Origin of the sequence: Streptomyces sp. NPDC058464, assembly GCF_042721035.1 — a bacterium.
In the GTDB taxonomy this organism is placed as follows: Bacteria; Actinomycetota; Actinomycetes; order Streptomycetales; family Streptomycetaceae; genus Streptomyces.
In genome coordinates, this window is sequence record NZ_JBHXMA010000004.1 from 321,189 (window position 1) to 341,120 (window position 19,932).

Below are 19,932 nucleotides of genomic sequence, written 5' to 3' on the forward strand. Positions count from 1 at the left end.
TGTGGGTGTTACGCCCGGTTCCGTGACGTACGTCTAGTACGTCAGCCCGTGGCCGATCGGATACAGCACCTGCGCCGGATCGTCCGCCCGCGGTACGGGCACCGGCAGCCTGCCGTGCGGTGCCACCTGGCCCGCGATCACCCGTGCCGCGGCCCGCAGTTCGACGTCGGTCCACGAGTAGGTCGCCAAGCAGGCCTTCACGGAGGGGAGTTGGGCGACATCGTAGGGATTGCGCACCGCCACCGCCACCACCGGGACGCCGGTCGCGACCAGCCGCTCCACGAGCCGCTGCTGCCCGCCGCCCGCCGTCACGTTGTACGTCCCGACGACCACCGCGTCCGCTCCGCGCGCCGCCGCGACCGCCTTGTCGACGTCGGCGGCGGAGGGGTCCATGCCCGTGGTCAACGCGGTCGCGGCGAAGCCCAGTTCGGTGAGGGCGGCGGCGAGCACACCGGTCGGCGGTCCCGTCGTGCCGGACGGGGAGGCCGGGTCGGCGCCGACGACCAGCACCGTGCCGTGCGTACGGCGGGACAGCGGGAGCAGACCGCCCTCGTTGACCAGCAGGGTGGTGGTGCGCTCGGCGATCCGGTCGGCGGCGGCGAGGTGCTGCGTCGTGCCGACAACCCGGCCGACGTCCTTCTCGTGCACGTACGGCCGGTCGAGCAGCCCCAGCCGGGACTTCAGCCGCAGGATCCGCAGGATCGACTCGTCCAGCCGGGCCTCGGTCAGCTCGCCGTCCCGTACGGCCTTCAGGACGGCGTTCCAGGCGACGTCCAGGTGGGGCGGGTCGAGGAGTTGGTCCACGCCTGCCTTGAGAGCGAGCACGGGCACCCGGTCGTCGCCGTACTTCGTGCGGACCCCCGCCATCCCGAGGGAGTCGGTCACCACGACCCCGTCGTAGCCGAGTTCGCCGCGCAGGATGCCGGTGAGGACGGGGTGGGAGAGGGTGGCCGGGTCGCCGGAGCCGTCCAGGGCCGGGAACTGGATGTGCGCGGTCATGACCGAGTCGACGCCGGCCGCGATCGCCGCCCGGAACGGGACCGCGTCCAGCTTCTCCCACAGCTCCCGGCTGTGCGTGATCACCGGGAAGCCGGTGTGGCTGTCGACGGCGGTGTCGCCGTGCCCCGGGAAGTGCTTGACGGTGGCCGCCACGCCCGCCTCCCGGTACCCCTGGACCTCGGCGGCGACCAGGGCCCCGACCGCGTCCGGACCGGCCCCGAAGGACCGTACGCCGATGATCGGGTTGGCCGGGTTCACGTTGACGTCGGCGTCGGGGGAGTAGTCCTGCCGGACGCCCATCGCGCGCAGCTCCGCGCCGGAGATCCGGCCGAGGGCGCGGGCGTCGGTCCGGGAGCCGCCCGCCCCCATGGCCATGGCGCCGGGGAAGAGGGTGGCGGGCCTGCCGATCCGGCAGACGGCGCCGTGCTCCTGGTCGGTGGCGATCAGGACGGGCAGGCCGCGCGGCTGCGCCAGCGAGGCCCGCTGGATCCCGTTCGACAGCTCGGCGATCTGCCGCGGGTCCCGGGTGTTGTGCGTCCAGGTGAAGTAGATGATCCCGCCGACGCGGTACTTCGCGATCAGCTCGGCGGCGGTGCGGACGCCGATCTCCTTGACGTTGGCGTCGATGTCGGCCTGGTCGGGGTCGGTGGCCGAGTGCCCGTAGACCCGCGCCACGAACAGCTGGCCGACCTTCTCCTCGATCGTCATCCGCGCGACGAGCGCCTGGAGCTTCCTGTCGTCGGAGTTCGTGTCGCCGGTGCCGAAGGCATCCGTGCCGGTGCCGACGGCCAGTCCCGCGGTGACGCCCGCGGTCGCTGCGAGAACGGTGCGTCTGGAGGGCACGTGCGCTCCTTCTGGTGGGGAATGCACAGTAACCAGAAAGGGGCCGCCATCGGCGCATTGGAGGGGGGCACGTCGATGGCGGCGGGCCGACGGCCGTGGTGCGGCGGAGAGGGTAGGTCGGCGATCGCAGCCAGCAGCGAGGGCCGACACCACACCACGGAGACTCTTCCGGCAGCCTGCGGGTTGGACGGGCGGAGCGTGGGGCGGGTTCCCGAGTTCCTGAAGTTGGGAGCGGAGGGATTGCAGCTACGTATGTGAAGCGCCCCGTCAGGGGCGCGGGGAACTGCGCGACAAGCCCCCACCGGCCCGCACGCATCGAACAACCTGTTCCACCCCATGGACAAACACCCCCGCACCCCCGGGAAACCAGAGATCATCGGCCCATGCCCCTCGTCGCGATCCCCGGTTCCAAGTCCGTCACCGCCCGCGCCCTCTTCCTCGCGGCCGCCGCCGACGGAGTCACCACCCTCGTCCGCCCCCTCCGCTCCGACGACACCGAGGGCTTCGCCGAGGGCCTGGCCCGGCTCGGCTACCGCGTCGGCCGGACCCCCGACACCTGGCAGGTGGACGGCCGCCCGCAGGGCCCGGCGCTGCCCGAGGCCGAGGTCTACTGCCGGGACGGCGCCACCACCGCCCGCTTCCTGCCCACCCTCGCCGCCGCCGGCCACGGCAGCTACCGCTTCGACGCCTCCGAGCAGATGCGCCGCCGCCCCCTCGCCCCGCTCACCCGCGCCCTGCGCGACCTCGGTGTCGACCTGCGGCACGAAGGGGCGGAGGGGCACCACCCGCTGCGCATCGAGGCGGCCGGGGTCGAGGGCGGCGAGGTGACGCTCGACGCCGGGCAGTCCTCGCAGTACCTCACCGCCCTGCTGCTGCTCGGCCCGCTCACCCGCAGGGGCCTGCGGATCCGGGTGACGGACCTGGTGTCCGCGCCGTACGTGGAGATCACGATCGCGATGATGCGGTCGTTCGGGGTGGAGGTGGCGCGGGAGGGCGAGGTCTTCGTCGTCCCGTCGGGCGGCTACCGGGCCACCACCTACGCGATCGAGCCCGACGCCTCCACCGCGAGCTACTTCTTCGCCGCGGCGGCCGTGACGGGCCGCGAGGTCACCGTGCCGGGGCTCGGCCGGGGCGCGCTCCAGGGAGACCTGGGGTTCGTGGACGTCCTGCGGCGGATGGGCGCGGACGTGGAGATCGCCGAGGACCGGACGACCGTGCGCGGCACCGGCACGCTCCGTGGCCTCACCGTCGCCATGCGGGACATCTCCGACACCATGCCGACCCTCGCGGCCATCGCGCCCTTCGCGGACGGCCCGGTCCGGATCGAGGACGTGGCCAACACCCGGGTGAAGGAGTGCGACCGGCTGGACGCCTGCGCGGAGAACCTGCGCCGGCTGGGGATCGAGGTCGCCACGGGGGACGACTGGATCGAGATCCGGCCCGGCGCCCCCGCCCCGGCCGAGATCAAGACCTTCGGCGACCACCGGGTCGTGATGTCCTTCGCGGTGACCGGCCTGCGCACCCCCGGCATCTCCTTCGACGACCCGGGGTGCGTGAAGAAGACCTTCCCGGGCTTCCACGAGGCGTTCGGGGAGCTGGCCGAGGGGTGGGGGATCCCGGTCGCCGGCGTGTGAGCGCGGAGGTCAGGCCGACTCGTTGAGCAGCCGCGCCAGGTGCTCCCGCCCCGCCGCCAGCAGTCCGGGCAGCGGGGCCGCCGCCTCGTACCAGCGCTTCTCGTACTCCCAGCACAGCCAGCCGTCCCAGCCGTGCCGGGAGAGCACCTCCACGCACTCGGACAGCGGCAGGATCCCGGCGCCGAGCGGCAGCGGGGTGGTGTCGTCGGCCGAGGCGATGTCCTTGACCTGGACATAGCCGAGGTGCGGGGCGAGCGCCGCGTAGCTCTCGGCGGGCTGCTCGCCGCCCAGCCAGGTGTGCATGACGTCCCAGAGCGAGCCGACCATGCGGTGGCCGACCGGACCGAGGATCCGGATCGCGGCGGCGCCGGTGCGGTGCGAGTCGTGGGTCTCCAGGAGGACCCGCACACCGAGCGCGGAGGCGTCCTCGGCGACCGTGCCGAGCCGCCGGGCGGCGATCGCGTCGGACTCGGCGGCGGGCAGGTCCGGGTCGGCGCCCGGGAAGACCCGCACGTAGGAGGCGCCCAAGTCGTGGGCGAGCTGGAGGAGTCGGCGCGTCTCGTCGAGGACCGGGGCGTCCTCGCCGGGCGCCGCGACCCGCGCGTACCCGGCGACGCCCAGCACCTCCACGCCGGCCGCCTTGAACTCGGCGGCCACGTCGGCGCGCGCGGCCGGGCCGAGGCCGGGATGCACCGGCTCCTCCGGGTGGGCGCGCAGTTCCACGCCGTGGTAGCCGTGGGTCGTGGCGAGCGCCAGCACGTCGGGCACCGGCAGACCGGGTACCCCGAGGGTGGAGAAGGCGAACCTCATGTCCACCAACCTACTTCTCACTCGCCGGTCGTGTGCAGGTCCAGCCGCCAGTCCTGGCCGACCAGGTCCTTGCCGAAGGAGCGGTGCGGTTTCTCGGCGGTGAGGACGAAGCCGTGCCGCTGGTAGATGCGGCGGGCGGCGGACAGGACGTCGTTGGTCCACAGCACCAGCTCCCGGTAGCCGACCCCGCGCGCGAAGTCGGTCACGGCGGTGACCAGCCGGTCGCCGACGCCGAGCCCGCGGGCCTCCGGTTCGACGAGCAGCAGCCGCAGCCGTGCGGTGCCCGGGGCGTCGTCCCGTACGCACATCACGCAGCCCACCGGCCGCCCGGCCCACTCGGCGATCCAGGTCCGCTCCAGGTGCGGATCGTGGTCCTCGGCGTAGTCGGCGACGATCCGGGCGACGAGCCCCTCGTAGTCGGCGTTGAAGCCGTACTCGGCGGCGTACAGGGCGGCGTTGCGCTGCACGATCCAGCCCAGGTCACCGGGGTGCGGCTCGCGCAGCACGACCTCGCCGGAGCCCTCGGGGGCGTGCCCGTCGCCGAGGATCGTGCGGATGGTGCGCATGGCCTCGGCGAGGCGTGTCCGCTCACCGGGGTCGACGGCGTCCAGCAGCGAGCCGACCGATTCCCGGGCCCGCTCGTCCAGCAGCCCGGCGGCGGCCCGGCCGGCCGGGGTGAGCGAGACGCGGCGCCGCCGCGGGTCCTTCTCCGAGGGGGCGCGCTCGATCAGCCCGGCCTCCTCGAACTTGTTGAGGATCCGGCTCAAGTACCCGGCGTCGAGTGCGAGATCGGACCGCAGGTCGGCCGCGTCGGTGTCGGCGGAGTGCGCGAGCTCGTACAGCACGCGGGCCTCGGTGAGGGTGTACGGGGCGTAGAGGTGGCGGCCGTAGTCGAGGGCGCCGATGAGGTTGGTGTAGAAGCGGTTGAAGGCGCGGATGTCCTGGACGGTCATGGCTGGACCCCGATGGTTGACTGAGTCAGAGATACCGTGATTCCGAGGCTATCCCGGCACCCCCTCCGGCCGGAAGGCGTCGGCCCGAACGGCGGTTCCGCGGGCTTTACTTGTTCTTTTTTGCCTGGGCCTGGTCCTGCTTTTGACTTCGTCGCGCCAGCGCCGTAGGTTTATACACGAACGTCACTTATGTCCGTTTCAACGAGGACGTGACGTGGTCCGCCGGAGAGCCCGGACGGGTGCGGAGAAACCCGGAATCGCGGGCGGCGGACGCGCTCGGAGCTGCGCGCAGGCTCCGGAGCGCACGCAGGGCGGCCCCCACTGAGGCGGCGGCCGTCGTAAGACAACCACACCCTCGGAGAGGGGCGAAACCATGCGCGCGCACACCACACGTATGAAGAGGGTCGCCATCGCTGCGATTTCGGCACCCGTTCTGGCGCTCGCCGCCGGAGCCGGAGTCGCCAGCGCGGCCACCCACGCGGCGCCCGCCCACGTCGTCTCCTACCAGGACAACGGCGGTGGCGGTGGCGGTCACGGCGGCGGTGGCGGGGGCCACGGCGGCGGCGGTGGCGGCCATGGCGGCGGAGGCTACGGCGGCGGTCACGGTGGCGGCGGCTACGGCGGCGGTCACGGCGGCTACGGCGGTGGCGGCTACGGCGGTCACGGCGGCTACGGCGGCTACGGCGGCTACGGCGGCTACGGCGGTCACGGCGGCTACGGCGGCTGGGGCGACAACTACGGCTGGGGCGGCCACAACGGTGGCGGCTGGGGCGGCGGCGGTGGCTGGGGCGGAGGTGGCTGGGACTAGCCAGGTCACAGCGTTTGAAGCTCCCTGACAGCAAAGGACGGATCCGGGTGCCCGACCCAAGGGCACCCGGACCCGTGCATCCCAACCCCTGCGGGCCCAGGGTCCCGCGGCCGTGGAGGCGGTGACCGGATGAGGATCGTCTGCGTGGGCGGAGGCCCGGCCGGACTGTACTTCTCGATCTCGGCGAAACTGCGGGACGCCGGGCACGAGATCATCGTCCTGGAGGCGGACCCGCCCGAGGCCACCTTCGGCTGGGGCGTCGTCTACTGGAGCGACCTGCTGGACATCCTGTACCGCAACGACCCCGAGAGCGCACGGGCGGTCAGCGCCGGCTCGGTGCTCTGGCAGCAGCAGGACATCCGCGTGCACGGCAACCGGCACGACGGCACCGCGTACTTCGGCGGCTACGGCTACAGCATGGGCCGCGCCGCTCTCCTCGACATCCTGACCCGGCGCGCGAAGTCCCTCGGCGTGGACGTACGGCACGGAGAGCGCCTCGCCGACCCCGCCGACCTGCCCGACGCCGACCTGATCCTGGCCGCCGACGGGGCCAGGAGCCGGATCAGGCAGAGCCGCACCGAGCACTTCGGCACCCGCCTGGAGACCGGCCGCAACCCGTTCATCTGGCTCGCCACGGACCGGCAGTTCGACAGTTTCGTGTTCGCCTTCGAGGAGACCGAGGCGGGCTGGATCTGGTTCCACGCCTACCCGTCGTTCAAGGGCGTCAGCACCTGCATCGTGGAGTGCTCCCCGGAGACCTGGCAGGGCCTCGGCCTGGACACGCTCGACGAGGAGGACGCCCTGCCCCTGCTGGAGAAGATCTTCCACCGCGCGCTCGACGGCCACTCCCTGATCAGCCGGTCGCGCGGCGCCCCCGCCAAGTGGCAGCGGTTCACGCACATCACCAACCGGACCTGGGTCGACGACCACGACGGCCGCCCGGTCGTCCTGGCCGGCGACGCCGCGCACACCACCCACTTCACGCTGGGCTCCGGCACCCGGCTGGCGATGATCGACGCGATCGTGCTCGCCGAGGCCTTCAAGGGCTTCCCGGACCCGCGGGTCGCGCTGCGCGAGTACGACAGGCGGCGGCGCGCGGAACTCCACCCCGTCCAGGCGGCGGCGCGCACCAGCATGGCCTGGTTCGAGCGGCTGGACGACTACCTGGACCGCGACCCGGTCGAGTTCGCCTACGCGATGTCGGTCCGCCAGGGCGGCCATCAGTCCCCCTGGCGCTACCAGACCCACCTCGCCATCCAGCGCAGACCGGTACGCAGCGCCCGCCGCGCCTACGACACGGGGGTGCGCTGGTACCAGGACCGCAAACGCGGCGAGGCCGCGCTGCCGCTGCTGGGCCGATGAGGGTCGTCGGTCGGCCGCGGGCCGGTGGGGGCTTGTCGCGCAGTTCCCCGCGCCCCTAAAGACAGGGCGCTGCGCAACCCCCTGTTTTTCAGGGGCGCGGGGAACTGCGCGAACGACCCCCACCGGCCCGCAGCCGGAACACGACCGTCGGGACGAGGACGAGGGATGGTCGGGGGCACCTGAGCCGCGCCCCCCGGTGTCGGGGTTCTCGTCGCCGGCGGGCGGTCAGCTGCGCGGCACCCCCGACGACCCCCGCACCATCAGCTCCCCCCGCACCGTCGCGATCCCGCCCGGCGGCGGCTCCTCGCGGCCCATGGCGATACGGCCGGCCCGCGCCCCCGCCTCCGCCAGCGGCAGCCGCACCGTCGTCAGCGACGGCACCGCGTCGATGCTGAACGGCAGGTCGTCGAAGCCGGCCACCGACACGTCCGCCGGGATCCGCAGCCCCGACTCCCGCAGCGCCGCGCACGCGCCTAGCGCGACGGAGTCGTTCGCCGCCACCACCGCGGTGAGCGACGGGTCCCGGCGCAGCAGCTCCAGCGTCGCCTCGTACCCCGCCCGGCGGTCGTAGCGCCCGTGCACGGTCCAGCGCGGGTCCTCCTCGATGCCCGCCTCGGCCAGCGCGGCCCGGTGGCCCTCCAGCCGGTGCCGGGTGGTGGTCCGCTCCTCGGGTCCCGCGATGTACCCGAGGCGCCGGTGGCCGAGCCCGATGAGATGCTCGGTCAGCTGCTTGCCGCCGCCGCGGTTGTCGAAGGTCAGCGCCACCGCGTCGGTGTCCGGCGCCGGCGGCCGCCCGCACAGCACCACCCGGGTCCCCGCGTCCGCCAGCTTGCGCAGCTTCGCCGCCACCGCCGCCGCGTGCGGCGCGTTCTCCATCGCCCCGCCGGTCAGGATCACCGCTGCCGCCCGCTGCCGCTGCAGCAGGGTCAGGTACGTCAGCTCCCGCTCCGGCGACCCCCCGGTGTTGCAGGTCACCGCCAGCCGCTCGCCGCCCGCGCGCCCGCCCGGACCGCCGATCTCGGCCTGGATCGCGCTCGCCATGATCCCGAAGAACGGGTCGGCGATGTCGTTGACGAGGATGCCGACCAGGTCGGAGGTGGCCGCCGCGAGCGCGCTCGCCGGCCCGTTGAGGACGTAGTCCAGCTCGTCCACCGCCCGCAGCACCCGTTCCCGGGTGGTCGCCGCCACGGGGTAGTTGCCGTTCAGTACGCGCGACACCGTCGCGGGCGAGACCTGGGCGCGGGCCGCCACGTCCGCCAGGGTCACCGTCATCTCGTCGTCCTCCGGTCGCGCATCTCGTCGTACGTCGTCGTACACAGCCTGATCGACAGGCCGATCCACAGACTGTTCAAAGGAAGCCCCCTTGCCGTGCAGACCATAAGGCCATTCACTCCTGTTGTTCGCCCCCTCGAACAACTCGACCCCATCACGGTCTTGTACAGACCAGGGTTCAAAGGCTAGCTTCTGACCATATAGAAAGCGCTTGCTGCGTTGCTGAGACGCACGCGGACGAAGGGAATCACGTGAACCGCAAGACGGTGCGTATCGCCATGAACGGCGTCACCGGGCGCATGGGCTACCGCCAGCACCTCGTCCGCTCGATCCTCGCCCTGCGCGAGCAGGGCGGACTCGACCTCGGCGACGGCACGGTGCTGTGGCCGGAACCGGTCCTCGTCGGCCGCCGCGAGTACGCGCTCCGCGAGATCGCCGACCGGCACGGCCTGTCCGACGAGCACATCTCGACGGACCTGTCCGCCGTGCTCGCCGACCCCACCATCGACATCTACTTCGACTCCCAGGTCACCTCCGCCCGCGAGGAGGCCCTCCAGCAGGCCATCGCGGCCGGGAAGCACATCTACACCGAGAAGCCGACGGCGACCGGCCTGGAGGGCGCCCTGGAGCTGGCCAGGCTCGCGCACGCCAAGGGCGTCAAGTCCGGCGTCGTCCAGGACAAGATCTTCCTGCCCGGCCTGCTGAAGCTGAAGCGGCTCATCGACGGCGGCTTCTTCGGCCGGATCCTCTCCGTCCGCGGCGAGTTCGGCTACTGGGTCTTCGAGGGCGACTGGCAGGAGGCGCAGCGCCCGTCCTGGAACTACCGCGCGGAGGACGGCGGCGGCATCGTCGTCGACATGTTCCCGCACTGGGAGTACGTCCTGCACGAGCTGTTCGGCCGGGTGAAGTCCGTCCAGGCCCTCACCGCCACCCACATCCCGCAGCGCTGGGACGAGAACGGCAAGCCCTACGACGCGACGGCGGACGACGCCGCGTACGGCGTCTTCGAGCTCGACGGCGGCGCGATCGCCCAGATCAACTCCTCCTGGACGGTCCGCGTCAACCGGGACGAACTGGTCGAGTTCCAGGTGGACGGCACCGAAGGCTCAGCGGTCGCCGGCCTGCGCAACTGCCGTGTCCAGCACCGCAGCGCGACCCCCAAGCCGGTCTGGAACCCGGACATCCCCGCCACCTACGCCTTCCGCGACCAGTGGCAGGAGATCCCCGACAACACCGAGTTCGACAACGGCTTCAAGGCCCAGTGGGAGCTGTTCCTCAAGCACGTCTACGCCGACGCCCCCTACCACTGGGACCTGCTGGCCGGCGCCCGCGGCGTCCAGCTCGCCGAGCTGGGCCTGAAGTCGTCGGCGGAGGGCCGCCGCCTCGACGTACCGGAGATCGAGCTGTGACCCTCCACCTCCCCGCCCCGGACGGGTCGCTGCGGGCGTACGAACCCCGCAGCGAGCCCCTTGCCCTCACCCCGGGCACCCCCTTCACCTCCCGTACGGTCTTCTCGGCGGCGCACGTCGTCGCCGACCCGTTCGCCGACACCAACCCCGACGCGCCCGCCGCCGTCGACTGGGACGCCACCCTCGCCTTCCGCCGCCACCTGTGGTCGCACGGCCTGGGCGTCGCCGAGGCGATGGACACCGCCCAGCGCGGCATGGGCCTGGACTGGGCGGGCGCGGCCGAGCTGATCCGCCGCAGCGCCGCCGAGGCCCGTGCCGTGGGCGGCCGGATCGCCTGCGGCGTCGGCACCGACCAGCTCACCGGCGGCGGCACCCTCGCCGAGATCCGGGCCGCGTACGAGGAGCAGCTCGCCCTCGTCGAGGAGTCGGGCGCCCAGGCCATCCTGATGGCCTCCCGGGCGCTCGCGGCGGCCGCCTCCGGCCCCGAGGACTACCTCGACGTCTACGGCCACCTGCTGCGCCAGGCCGCCGAGCCGGTGGTCCTGCACTGGCTCGGCCCGATGTTCGACCCGGCGCTGGCCGGCTACTGGGGCTCGGCCGACCTCGACACGGCCACCGACACCTTCCTGGAGGTCATCGCCGCCCACCCCGACAAGGTCGACGGCATCAAGGTGTCGTTGCTGGACGCGCAGCGCGAGGTCGACCTGCGCCGCCGCCTGCCGCAGGGCGTCCGCTGCTACACCGGCGACGACTTCAACTACCCCGAGCTGATCGCGGGCGACGAGCAGGGCTTCAGCCACGCCCTGCTCGGCATCTTCGACCCGCTGGGGCCGCTGGCGGCGGAGGCGGTCCGGGTCCTGGACACGGGCGACACGGCGGGCTTCCGCACCCTCCTCGACCCCACCGTCGAACTCTCCCGGCACCTCTTCCAGACCCCCACCCGCTTCTACAAGACGGGCGTGGTGTTCCTGGCCTGGCTGGCCGGCCACCAGAGCCACTTCACCATGGTCGGCGGCCTCCAGTCGGCGCGTTCCCTCCCGCACTTCGCGCGCGCCTACGAACTCGCCGACGGCCTCGGCCTGTTCCCGGACCCGAAGCTGGCCGAGGACCGTATGAAGACCCTCCTCGCCCTGTACGGAGTCAACCAGTGACCGGCGACCTGTCCCGCTTCTCCATCAACCAGATGACCGTCAAGCAGCTGACGCTGCCCGAACTGGCCGACGCCTGCACGCAACTGGGCGTGCCGGGCGTCGGCCTGTGGCGCGAGCCGGTCCAGTCCTACGGCGTCGACGCCACCGCGAAGCTGGTCCGCGAGGCCGGCCTGACCGTCACCACCCTGTGCCGCGGCGGCTTCTTCACGGCGATCGACCCGGAGGAGCGGGCCGCCGCGCTCGCCGACAACCGGCGGGCGGTCGAGGAGGCCGCGACCCTCGGCACGGACACCCTGGTCCTGGTCTCCGGCGGACTGCCCGCGGGCTCCAAGGACCTGCACGGCGCCCGTGAGCGCATCGCCGACGCCCTCGCCGAACTCGGCCCCTACGCCGAACGGCACGGCGTCCGCCTGGCCATCGAGCCCCTGCACCCGATGTACGCCTCCGACCGCTGCGTGGTCTCCACCCTCACCCAGGCCCTGGACCTCGCGGAACGCTTCCCGGCCCACCAGGTCGGGGTCACGGTCGACACGTACCACATCTGGTGGGACGACCGGGCGCCCGAGCAGATCGCCCGGGCCGGGGCGGGCGGCCGGATCCACACCTTCCAACTCGCCGACTGGACCACCCCGTTGCCGGAGGGCGTCCTCAACGGCCGCGGCCAGATCGGCGACGGCGCGATCGACATGCGCGAGTGGAAGGGGTATGTGGAGGCGGCCGGTTACACCGGTCCCATCGAGGTCGAGCTGTTCAACGACGGGCTGTGGGCGAGGGACGGCCGCGAGGTGCTGGCGGAGACGGCCGCCCGGTTCCTGGCGCACACGGCGTAGTCCGGCCCGGCGGCCGAAGAAGCGAACCTGCTCTCCGGCCGCCGGTCGTACCTCGGTCCCTCTCTGCCCTGCCCCGGGCCACGCACCCGTCCGGCCAGGCCACTCCGCACTCCTGGTCAGGCCGAGGCCTTCCGGCTGGCATGGACGATGAGCTCACCCACGAGCGTCAGGACCACCAACGCCAGGCAGCACAGGACGCCGAGCAGGCCGGCCGCGATGACGTAGACCGAGCGCAGGTCCGTGCACTCGAAGGCCGGTGAACAGCCGAGGGTCCGCGGGTCCGTCCGCGGCCCCATCGCGTTCCAGCCGATGACGAGGCAGAGCACGGAGACCACGGCCGCGCCGGACAACCCGACCCACCGGATGCGCCGGGTCGCCCACCAGGACGCGATCCATCCCACGAGGATCACCGCCGGCAGGATGAACACATAGTCGGGGACTACGCCCATGTGGAATCGCTCCGCGACATCGTGGTGCGGCCGGTCAGCCGCTGGGAAACGTGGTTGCCCATGTCAATCAAGTTTACCGTCGGGTGCTTGACGGTCGGCAGGTCGCCCGTCGGCCTGCGGGTCCTCACCGCCAGTTCCAGGTCGAGCCGGTCGCCGGCCTTGAGCTTCACCCTCGTGACCCACCGGGTCTCGAACAGCGACGCGGTCCGGGTGTCCGAGAGGAGCCGCACTCCCGCGTCGTGCCTCTTGTCGTTGAGCCGGGCGCCGACGATTTCGACGTCCGAGACGACCTGGGGGTCCAGCGCGACGGAGAAGGACGCGGCCACCGGGGTCGTGCCCGGTCCGACGCTGCTCAGCGTGATCCGCGTGGGGTAGTAGTACCAACGCTTGCCGCCGGCCCACTCGTAGCGGTTCCACACACCGCTCACCTCCAGGCCCCACGGTGTGGCGGCTCCGCCGAAGGCGTGCGGACGACTGGGCCGCAGGCTCCGCCGACCGCCCGGCTTCGTGTCCTTGTGGCCCACGGCCGCAGTGGCGTCCGCGGGTCCGGCGACGAGGTCGCGGGGGTACAGCACGGGAGACGCGGTCCCCACGACGACCACCGGGTCGCTGCCCGCCGGGAGCGCATCGGCCAGAGTGATCGTGCAGGTGGTGACCAGGCTCTTGGGGTCGGTGGCGATGGTGCTCGTCGTGCGCAGCCGCCGGGTGCCGACGGTGGCCACCGCGCTGGGCAGCGGAGCGTAGACCCGGGGGTCGTAGCTGATGGCGACCTGCGTCCCGGCAGGCAGATCCGTACCGGAGTGCTGCACCTGGACCGCGAGTTGTCTGGGGAACGCGGCCGGTTCGGTGCCGACTTTCGCGAGGACGGCGACCGGGCTCGCGGCGACCGGGACCAGTTCCACACCGGCGGCCGCGGTGCCGGCCCACGCCGGGCCCGGACCGGCGAACGTGACGGCGCCGACGCCCAGCGTCAGACCTCCCAGTACCAGCACGCGCCGACGGGTGACGTTCGAGTCGGTCATGTCGAATTCCCCATTCCTCATGAGCAGTACTGGACGACGGCGTCCTTGAAGGCGGTCGCCACACCGGACAGCGCGGCGTCGGACATGAACCCGGGAGTCGGGCAGGTCACGGACTGGGTCGTCTTGAGCCAGAAGGCATCCCGGATACCGGCCATCTGCGGGTCGGCGGTGTTGCTGGTCATGGCGCTGAGGGCGGCGGCCGCCACCGTGTCGGGGGAACTGCCGAAGCGGATCGAGTAGAACGAGGCCCGGCGTGCCGCAGCCGCGTCGGCCGACGCGTAGCCCGCCTTGAAACCCGTCGACAGCGGTTGGCCGGAACCCTGCCTGACGGGAAGCCCCAGGACGTAGGAGTCCATGTCGGCGAGGAGGTCGTCGAGCGAGAAGTACGTGCTGTCGCCCTTTCCGGCGATCTGGTCCGCGGCGTAGAGGTACGCCTGGTCGTCGGAGAGCCCGCTCAGGTAGAACTGCGCCAGCACGCTGACGAGGTCGCCGCCCCAACTCCCGAAGTCCGTCAGGTTGGCCGATGTGAGGTCGCCCGGCACTCCACTGGTGATGACCGCGCCGCAGGACGCGCCGAAGTGGTCGATGTCGGCGTCCCACAGCAGGCCCGGGTCGCGGAGCGGGCCCGCGTACGGCTCGTCGGGATAGGTGTTCACGAAGTCGACGAAACCCTGGTCGAGTTCGCCGAAAACCGTGTCGGAACCGGTGAACACGTACTTCGACGTGCGGGCCCGAAGGTACTGCGCGACCAGTTCCTGCGCGGAGCGCGAGGTGTTTCCCTGGTCGATCCACTGGCCCGCTCTGGCCTCCACCCAGATCATGTACGTGTAGAAGGCGTCGTTGGGGTCGCGCGGCCGGGTGACGCTGTTGATGCCCGGGTCCATCCCGGAGGCGATGTCGTTGTCGATCTCGACGGCCCCACTGGTGCCGGTGGCCAGGGTGAAGTCCTTGATCTGGTCGAAGGCCCAGTTGTCCGGGAGCGGATATCCGAGATTTCCGCTGTAACCGGTGGACATGCCGCTGACGAAACTCCGGGTGGTGAGGCCCTCGGCCTCTAGGCGGAGGCAGGTGTTGCGGCATCCGTACACACCGATCGCGTACTGGCTGCCCATCGCGCTGATGCCGTTGTTGACTCCCCGGAAGTGCGGAATGATCGCACTCGTGATGTCGTCGTCGGTCGCGTCGAAATCGACCGAGAAATAGATGACCGTGCCGTACGGTATACCGAAGGTGATCGCGGCCTCGGCCGCGTCGTTTCCGGCCTCGGTCCCCAGCGGTCCGCTGAAATCACTGATCGTGTTCCCCTCTTCCTGCCAGATCGGGAAGAGGGAAAGACCGCTGTCGAAGATCAGCGCGATCTCGGAATTCGTGAGGACCTTGTTCGTGCCGCCGGTGAGATAACGGCCCACTATGGAGTAGCCGTTGTCCTTCACCGTCTGGATGGTGGTCGTGTTCAGCGGGTACATGCAGTCGAACGCGGTGCCCTTTCGGTCCGGGTCACCGGTGGACACCAGCAGCGACATCCAGGTCGCGTAGTCGCCGGCGCCGGAAGCCGAGAGCGAGCTGAACCGCTGGAAGGCCTTCACCGTGGCCGCCAGATCGGAGCCGAACGTCCCGCCGCCGTCGCCCCAGTGGGCGTCGTAGCCGTTGAACGCGACGGCGCACTGGAACAGCCGCACCCAGCCGGCCGAGCCCGAGTCCTGCGAGCCGTCGGCGACGTACGCCGTCGTCTTGAGCGCCCCTTCGGTGGTCGGACCGATGGAGCCCGTCACCTGGCTGTCCGTCAGGCCCATCTGGTACTGGATGCCCAGGACCAGGGCCTGCTGGACGTTGCGGGAGAAGTGCCCGTCGCACGGGCCGATGAAGAACTGGCCCTTTCCGTAGTACGCGTCGTTGAGCCATCGCTGACAGGTCTGGATCATGCTGGAGCCGCCGGACGTGAGCACGTACGCGTCCATGGTCAGCAGCGCCTTGAAGACCTTCGGCTCCACGTCGTAGAGCTGTGAGCCGGGAACTTCCGGGCCGGGCAGGCCCATGTCGGCCACCAGCGCGGTCAGGCCGGCGCCGGTGGACACGTTGAAGCCGCCGTCGATGTCGCCGCCGCTGTAGCCCTTGCAGTAGAGGGCGGCCTCGGCGATCGTCCGCATGTTGATGTTGCCGGAGTCCCGCCCGACCGGACCGTACGCGTTCAGGTCCGCCCATGTCGTCGGCCCGAAGTTGTCGGACAGCGTGGTGATGCCGAGTTCGTGCTGGAGCGCCCGGGTGAGGCAGTAGATCGTCTCCCAGCCGGTCATTCCGTTCTCGGTGCACGGGTTGTATCCCGATACGCCCGCATACGTTGCGTTGACCCATTGCTGCGCCTTGAGAACCATCTGATCCACAGAGGGGCCCTTCTGGTTGTCGGCACCCTGGTACTTGCGTTCGCGGTCGAAGAAAGCGTCCTCGCGGCCCATTCCGACTGCCCGGACCAGGGAAGATCGATAGTCAGTCTTTAATCGCTCTTTGTTGCGCTCGATATGGCGTCCGTGACTCCTGGATCAGTCACCGCTCCCTCTGAATCCACTTGCGTGGGGACGGCCACCGGGGAAGTCGGCGAATTGCAACCCGAGCGGCTCGAACGAAGATCACCATACGGCGCGACGGAGCCTTTTGTGGCGAGCGGAGGCATGAATATTAGGCGGGCCGAATCTCATATTCCGCATTCAGGCGACTTCATCCGTCCTGCGGTACCCGAGGGCGGTGACGAGTTGCCCGTGCCATTCCGTGCGGTTGCCGGGTTGACCCTCGACCTTGTGCAGGGCCCAGAGTGCCGGGTGTGGAGAACGACATGCGCAGCATCGGGGAGACGGCCCGTGACAGCGGGCTGGGGGTGAGTGCCCTGCGGTTCTACGACCGGGCCGGTGTGCTGGTGCCTGCCTGGGTGGATCCGGTGAGCGGATACCGGTGGTACGACCCTGGGCAGGTGGAGGAGGCCCGGGTGCTGGCCCGCCTGCGCCGGGCCGGGATGCCGCTGGCGGACATCCGGCTGGTGCTGGCCGGCTGGTGCGGCCCGGACACCGGTCTGGTCCGGAAGCTGCTCACGGCACACCTGTGCCGTCTCGAACAGGGGCTGTCCGATGCCCGCGCCGAGTTCTCCGCGCTCCGAGCGCTACTCGATCACCGGGAGAATGCCATGACCTCGTTCCGCAGTGCCCCCGTCCGCCTGTCCGTCGCCGCACCGGAGCTGGCAGCCGCGCTGGACGCGGTCCGTTTCGCGGCGAGCACCGACCCCGAGCTGCCGATGCTCGGCGGGGTTCTGTTCGACATCGAGGGCGAGAGTCTTCGTGCCGTGGCCACCGACCGGTACCGGATGGCGTGCGCGCGGGCCGGTGTCGCCGGGCACGACGGGGGTCGGGTGCAGGTCATCGTGCCTACTCCGCTCGCCGACGCGATGCGTGCGCTGTTGGACGGTGAGGGGCCTGTGCGGCTCTCTCTCGACGGTGACCGTGTGACCCTGGAGGCCGGGGACCGGCAGGCGGCCGGCCGGTGCCTCGACCACGACTTCCCCGACTACCGCCGGCTCCTGCCCCGGGCCGGCGGACGCCGCACCGTCGTCGAGGTGGCGGCCTTCCGGCACGCTCTGGAGACGGGTCCGGTCCGCTCCGGGGAGGCCGGGGAGCCCGACCTCAGCGTGCTCGGGGTGGCGGACGGCGGCACGGTCACCCTCTGCGCCGATGCCGACGGAGCCGATGTCGGCGAAGGCCCGGACCGCGTCGCCGTCAACCGTGAGTTCCTGCTGGCCGCGCTGGCCGCCGGGGCCCGTGACCGGCTGATTCTGGAGTTCGGCGCGCCCACGGCGCCGATCGTGATCCGCCGGCCCGAGAGCGAGGAGGCCTTCTCGCTCCTGATGCCGGTCAGGTTGGAGAACTGACGGTGCGTTCACGCTGCCGCAGGCAGCCAGAACCTGTGTGAGGAGTTCTTCACACAGGTTTTCCTTATATCCGCTGCTCAGCGATTTCCGTGTTTCACATTTGCTGTGGCTCACCTGTCAGTTCAGGTTTTTTTCGATCGCCTGGAACCGGGTCCGGCCAGGCCGTGTCTATAGGATTCGAGTCGGCCGCAAGGGGCGAGCAAATGGCCCAACATTGCGGCTGGAAAAGGTAATTAAAAACCAAGGAGTTCTCTGTGAACATGCGTATCGCCGCCGTTGCCGTGGCCTCTGCCGCACTCGTCGCCGCCGGTGCCACCGCCGCCGTCGCCGCCCCGGCCCCGGCCTCCTCGATCACCCTCAAGGCGAGCAAGAGCACCGTCAAGTCGGGCGATGTCGTCACCTTCACCGGCCAGGCCGACGGCCTCAAGGAGGGCAGCAAGGTGACCCTTCAGGTCAAGGACGGCTCGAAGTGGGTCTCGCTGCCCGCGACGGCGAAGGTCTCCAAGGCGGCCTACAAGCTCACCGACAAGTTCGACAAGAAGGGCGTCGAGGTCCTGCGGGTCAAGGACGGCAGCACCGTCTCCAAGAACGTGTCCGTCACGGTCCGCTGAATCCGTCCGCGGCGTGCCGCGGCTGAACGCGCCGGTTTCCCCTGACCGGCTGCCCTGAGATCCTGCCCCACCCCGTCCGATCCGGGGTGGGGCAGGTGTCGTCGGGGCGCCTGCGCGCTCGCCGAATCCTATGGATCCTATGGGTCACCTGTCCTCACGGCTTTCTTAGATTGTGGTTAATTGGCACGCTCACGGCAGCCGGGGCGATGCGGGGCGCGGGGCGCGGGGTTCGGGGTTCGGGGTGCGGGGTTCGACCGAGGATGGGGTGGGCGGCCGCGGGCGTTGACCGCCCACCCCGGTCGGGTCACTTCGCGAACTTGTCGTTGAACGCGAAGTAGTCGATGGCGCCGACCATCGGCGTGTACAGACCGGCGAGGAACGAGCGGGCCGCATCGAAGGCGCCGGTGTAGGCGACCTGGGCGATCGCCGTGCCGGCGGAGTACCGGGAGACACCGGCGTCGCGGAGCTCTTCGGGCGCGGGTGCGCCGGGCAGCCACATGGCGTTGATCTTCAGTCCGGTCTCGCGCGCGACGGTGCCGAGTGCGTTGGGCAGCACGAGGAAGTCGTCGTGCAGGCTGCGGAACTGCTCGGCGCGCTCCTGCTGGGTGCGGATGTCGGACATCGTCGTCTCCTTACGGACCGGATCTCGGTCCTGAAGGGAAGACGTCCCAGCGCCCCCGAACGTGAGACGGGGGATGCGGGAGGAGAGACGAGGGAGGTGAGATCGGGGTGCTGCGGAGGTTCGTCATGCGGCCTCCTTCTCCAGGTCGAGCAGGAGGGTCTTCGCGGCCAGTCCTCCGACATACCCGCCCAGGCCGCCGTCGGTGCGCAGCACCCGGTGGCAGGGCACGACGACGGGGAGCGGGTTGGTCGCGCAGGCGGTCCCGACGGCGCGGACCGCCTTCGGGCTGCCCGCCATCTCGGCCACCTGCTTGTAGCTCAGCGTGTGCCCGTACTCGATGCGCGGGAGCAGCAACTGCACGGTCTCCCGGAACCCGGACGACAGCCGGTGGTCCAGCCGCACGTCGAAGGCGTGCCGGGTGCCGGCGAAGTACTGCTCGATCTGCCGGGCCGTCTCGTCCAGGCGCACCGGAGCGTGCAGGACGCGCGGGCTGATCTTCGCCGCGAGGACGCCGAGGACGTCGTCGAAACCCTCCCTCGCGTAGGCCACGCGGACCAGGCCCTGGTCGGTCGCGGCCAGCAGCAGCGCTCCGACGGGGGTGTCGATGGTGCGGTAGGCGACATCGACCATGCCCGCCTGCTCGGCCCGGGCGGTCAGCCGGGCCCGGAGCTCGGCCAGATGCTCGACGGTGCTGCCCGTCACGGCGGTGAGTGCGCTGATGCCCGAACCGTCGGTGCTGCTCATCGGAGCTCTCCTTCCCAGGTCTCGCCCGCGAACAAGTGGTGGCGCCGCAGTGCTCTGATGCCGTCGGACGCGGCGCGGCGTGCCGCATCCGTGGTGCCCCCGATCAGTTCGGCCACCTCGGCGTAGGGGAGCCCGCCGAGATAGTGGTACGCGACCGCCTGCCGTTGCCTCAACGGCAGTGCCTTCACGGCCGCCCAGGCTTCGAAGTGGTTCTCGTCCGGGCGGCTGAGCGGCGAGGCCCGTTCGGGAAGCTCGTCGGTGGGGACGGCGTGGCGCTGCCGCCGACGGGTCACGTCGATGGCCTTGCGGTGCGCGGCGCGTACCAGCCACGCCTCCACGTTGACGTCGTCCGGCAGCCCCGGCCAGGCCTCCAGCGCGGCGAGGAACGTCTCGGACCAGGCGTCGTCGGCGTCGGCGTGGGGCCCCAGAACGGCCCGGCACACGCGCAGCACCGTCGGCCCGTGCTGCTGCACGACCACATCGAAAGGTTGCTTCATGCTCAT

At 71.2% G+C, this 19,932-nt stretch carries 18 protein-coding genes; 8 read left to right on the top strand and 10 right to left on the bottom strand.

The features are described from left to right. Positions 1 to 33: 33 nt before the first annotated feature. A complete protein-coding gene (locus ACFWPQ_RS08485) occupies positions 34 to 1,842 on the bottom strand; it encodes a glycoside hydrolase family 3 protein (protein ID WP_384031251.1) in 1,809 nt (602 codons plus the stop codon). A 383-nt stretch (positions 1,843 to 2,225) separates the two neighbouring features. Here ACFWPQ_RS08485 and aroA point away from each other — a divergent pair, with 383 nt between their 5' ends. Beyond that, on the top strand, positions 2,226 to 3,476 hold the full coding sequence (aroA, locus tag ACFWPQ_RS08490) for a 3-phosphoshikimate 1-carboxyvinyltransferase (protein WP_384031253.1): 1,251 nt from the start codon (positions 2,226 to 2,228) through the stop codon (positions 3,474 to 3,476). Between the two features lie 9 nt (positions 3,477 to 3,485). On the opposite strand, the gene ACFWPQ_RS08495 is transcribed toward aroA, so the two are convergent. After that, on the bottom strand, positions 3,486 to 4,286 hold the full coding sequence (locus ACFWPQ_RS08495) for a sugar phosphate isomerase/epimerase family protein (protein ID WP_384031255.1): 801 nt from the start codon (positions 4,284 to 4,286) through the stop codon (positions 3,486 to 3,488). Between the two features lie 17 nt (positions 4,287 to 4,303). Further along, positions 4,304 to 5,239, bottom strand: a complete 936-nt coding sequence (locus tag ACFWPQ_RS08500) for a GNAT family N-acetyltransferase (RefSeq protein WP_384031257.1) — start codon at positions 5,237 to 5,239, stop codon at positions 4,304 to 4,306. Between the two features lie 373 nt (positions 5,240 to 5,612). Here ACFWPQ_RS08500 and ACFWPQ_RS08505 point away from each other — a divergent pair, with 373 nt between their 5' ends. Together ACFWPQ_RS08505 and ACFWPQ_RS08510 are read left to right on the top strand one after the other, a co-directional pair. Beyond that, positions 5,613 to 6,047, top strand: coding sequence for a hypothetical protein (locus tag ACFWPQ_RS08505; RefSeq protein ID WP_384031259.1), 435 nt, complete (start codon positions 5,613 to 5,615; stop codon positions 6,045 to 6,047). Between the two features lie 129 nt (positions 6,048 to 6,176). Then, positions 6,177 to 7,409, top strand: a complete 1,233-nt coding sequence (locus ACFWPQ_RS08510) for an FAD-dependent monooxygenase (protein ID WP_384031261.1) — start codon at positions 6,177 to 6,179, stop codon at positions 7,407 to 7,409. 225 nt (positions 7,410 to 7,634) lie between these two features. Here the strand turns inward: ACFWPQ_RS08510 and ACFWPQ_RS08515 are convergent, their stop codons facing one another. Continuing rightward, positions 7,635 to 8,681 carry a LacI family DNA-binding transcriptional regulator gene (locus ACFWPQ_RS08515; protein WP_384031263.1) on the bottom strand — a complete coding sequence of 349 codons (1,047 nt, stop codon included), beginning with the start codon at positions 8,679 to 8,681 and terminating at the stop codon, positions 7,635 to 7,637. A 251-nt stretch (positions 8,682 to 8,932) separates the two neighbouring features. On the opposite strand from ACFWPQ_RS08515, the gene ACFWPQ_RS08520 reads away from it, so the two are divergent. Genes ACFWPQ_RS08520 through ACFWPQ_RS08530 form a run of 3 tightly spaced genes read left to right on the top strand, consistent with a single transcriptional unit; the run spans position 8,933 to position 12,071 of the window. Beyond that, complete coding sequence (locus ACFWPQ_RS08520) at positions 8,933 to 10,090, top strand: Gfo/Idh/MocA family protein (RefSeq protein WP_384031265.1); 1,158 nt, start codon at positions 8,933 to 8,935, stop codon at positions 10,088 to 10,090. Then, a complete protein-coding gene (locus ACFWPQ_RS08525) occupies positions 10,087 to 11,241 on the top strand; it encodes a dihydrodipicolinate synthase family protein (protein ID WP_384031267.1) in 1,155 nt (384 codons plus the stop codon). Before ACFWPQ_RS08520 ends, ACFWPQ_RS08525 begins: the two co-directional genes overlap by 4 nt. Before the next feature lie 32 nt (positions 11,242 to 11,273). Next, complete coding sequence (locus tag ACFWPQ_RS08530) at positions 11,274 to 12,071, top strand: sugar phosphate isomerase/epimerase family protein (protein ID WP_384031387.1); 798 nt, start codon at positions 11,274 to 11,276, stop codon at positions 12,069 to 12,071. A 116-nt stretch (positions 12,072 to 12,187) separates the two neighbouring features. On the opposite strand, the gene ACFWPQ_RS08535 is transcribed toward ACFWPQ_RS08530, so the two are convergent. The 3 genes from ACFWPQ_RS08535 to ACFWPQ_RS08545 are packed head-to-tail and all read right to left on the bottom strand — an operon-like array spanning position 12,188 to position 15,836. Beyond that, positions 12,188 to 12,520 (bottom strand): hypothetical protein, encoded by a 333-nt coding sequence (locus tag ACFWPQ_RS08535; RefSeq protein WP_384031269.1) that lies wholly within the window; start codon positions 12,518 to 12,520, stop codon positions 12,188 to 12,190. After that, entirely contained in the window at positions 12,511 to 13,542 is a 1,032-nt protein-coding gene (locus ACFWPQ_RS08540) for a hypothetical protein (RefSeq protein WP_384031271.1), read from the bottom strand. The genes ACFWPQ_RS08535 and ACFWPQ_RS08540 overlap by 10 nt, the downstream gene beginning before the upstream one ends. Positions 13,543 to 13,559: 17 nt before the next feature. Then, positions 13,560 to 15,836 carry a glycoside hydrolase domain-containing protein gene (locus tag ACFWPQ_RS08545; protein WP_384031273.1) on the bottom strand — a complete coding sequence of 759 codons (2,277 nt, stop codon included), beginning with the start codon at positions 15,834 to 15,836 and terminating at the stop codon, positions 13,560 to 13,562. 533 nt (positions 15,837 to 16,369) lie between these two features. On the opposite strand from ACFWPQ_RS08545, the gene ACFWPQ_RS08550 reads away from it, so the two are divergent. Further along, positions 16,370 to 17,452 (top strand): MerR family transcriptional regulator, encoded by a 1,083-nt coding sequence (locus ACFWPQ_RS08550; RefSeq protein ID WP_384031275.1) that lies wholly within the window; start codon positions 16,370 to 16,372, stop codon positions 17,450 to 17,452. 260 nt (positions 17,453 to 17,712) lie between these two features. After that, complete coding sequence (locus ACFWPQ_RS08555; protein WP_384031389.1) at positions 17,713 to 18,063, top strand: hypothetical protein; 351 nt, start codon at positions 17,713 to 17,715, stop codon at positions 18,061 to 18,063. Between the two features lie 304 nt (positions 18,064 to 18,367). Here ACFWPQ_RS08555 and ACFWPQ_RS08560 read toward each other — a convergent pair whose 3' ends face one another. From ACFWPQ_RS08560 to ACFWPQ_RS08570, 3 genes are all read right to left on the bottom strand, one after another. Next, on the bottom strand, positions 18,368 to 18,685 hold the full coding sequence (locus tag ACFWPQ_RS08560) for a hypothetical protein (RefSeq protein WP_384031277.1): 318 nt from the start codon (positions 18,683 to 18,685) through the stop codon (positions 18,368 to 18,370). Between the two features lie 123 nt (positions 18,686 to 18,808). Then, a complete protein-coding gene (locus ACFWPQ_RS08565; protein WP_384031279.1) occupies positions 18,809 to 19,429 on the bottom strand; it encodes a methylated-DNA--[protein]-cysteine S-methyltransferase in 621 nt (206 codons plus the stop codon). Continuing rightward, positions 19,426 to 19,932 carry an RNA polymerase sigma factor gene (locus ACFWPQ_RS08570; RefSeq protein ID WP_384031281.1) on the bottom strand — a complete coding sequence of 169 codons (507 nt, stop codon included), beginning with the start codon at positions 19,930 to 19,932 and terminating at the stop codon, positions 19,426 to 19,428. The genes ACFWPQ_RS08565 and ACFWPQ_RS08570 overlap by 4 nt, the downstream gene beginning before the upstream one ends.

Excerpts from the sequence above, each read along its gene's own strand:
- aroA (WP_384031253.1), top strand. The coding sequence starts at position 2,226 with ATGCCCCTCGTCGCGATCCCCGGTTCCAAGTCCGTCACCGCCCGCGCC.
- ACFWPQ_RS08495 (WP_384031255.1), bottom strand. The coding sequence starts at position 4,286 with ATGAGGTTCGCCTTCTCCACCCTCGGGGTACCCGGTCTGCCGGTGCCC.
- ACFWPQ_RS08500 (WP_384031257.1), bottom strand. The coding sequence starts at position 5,239 with ATGACCGTCCAGGACATCCGCGCCTTCAACCGCTTCTACACCAACCTC.
- ACFWPQ_RS08505 (WP_384031259.1), top strand. The coding sequence starts at position 5,613 with ATGCGCGCGCACACCACACGTATGAAGAGGGTCGCCATCGCTGCGATT.
- ACFWPQ_RS08510 (WP_384031261.1), top strand. The coding sequence starts at position 6,177 with ATGAGGATCGTCTGCGTGGGCGGAGGCCCGGCCGGACTGTACTTCTCG.
- ACFWPQ_RS08515 (WP_384031263.1), bottom strand. The coding sequence starts at position 8,681 with ATGACGGTGACCCTGGCGGACGTGGCGGCCCGCGCCCAGGTCTCGCCC.
- ACFWPQ_RS08530 (WP_384031387.1), top strand. The coding sequence starts at position 11,274 with ATGACCGTCAAGCAGCTGACGCTGCCCGAACTGGCCGACGCCTGCACG.
- ACFWPQ_RS08535 (WP_384031269.1), bottom strand. The coding sequence starts at position 12,520 with ATGGGCGTAGTCCCCGACTATGTGTTCATCCTGCCGGCGGTGATCCTC.
- ACFWPQ_RS08540 (WP_384031271.1), bottom strand. The coding sequence starts at position 13,542 with ATGACCGACTCGAACGTCACCCGTCGGCGCGTGCTGGTACTGGGAGGT.
- ACFWPQ_RS08545 (WP_384031273.1), bottom strand. The coding sequence starts at position 15,836 with ATGACCGGCTGGGAGACGATCTACTGCCTCACCCGGGCGCTCCAGCAC.
- ACFWPQ_RS08550 (WP_384031275.1), top strand. The coding sequence starts at position 16,370 with ATGCGCAGCATCGGGGAGACGGCCCGTGACAGCGGGCTGGGGGTGAGT.
- ACFWPQ_RS08555 (WP_384031389.1), top strand. The coding sequence starts at position 17,713 with ATGCGTATCGCCGCCGTTGCCGTGGCCTCTGCCGCACTCGTCGCCGCC.
- ACFWPQ_RS08560 (WP_384031277.1), bottom strand. The coding sequence starts at position 18,685 with ATGTCCGACATCCGCACCCAGCAGGAGCGCGCCGAGCAGTTCCGCAGC.
- ACFWPQ_RS08565 (WP_384031279.1), bottom strand. The coding sequence starts at position 19,429 with ATGAGCAGCACCGACGGTTCGGGCATCAGCGCACTCACCGCCGTGACG.
- ACFWPQ_RS08570 (WP_384031281.1), bottom strand. The coding sequence starts at position 19,932 with ATGAGCATGAAGCAACCTTTCGATGTGGTCGTGCAGCAGCACGGGCCG.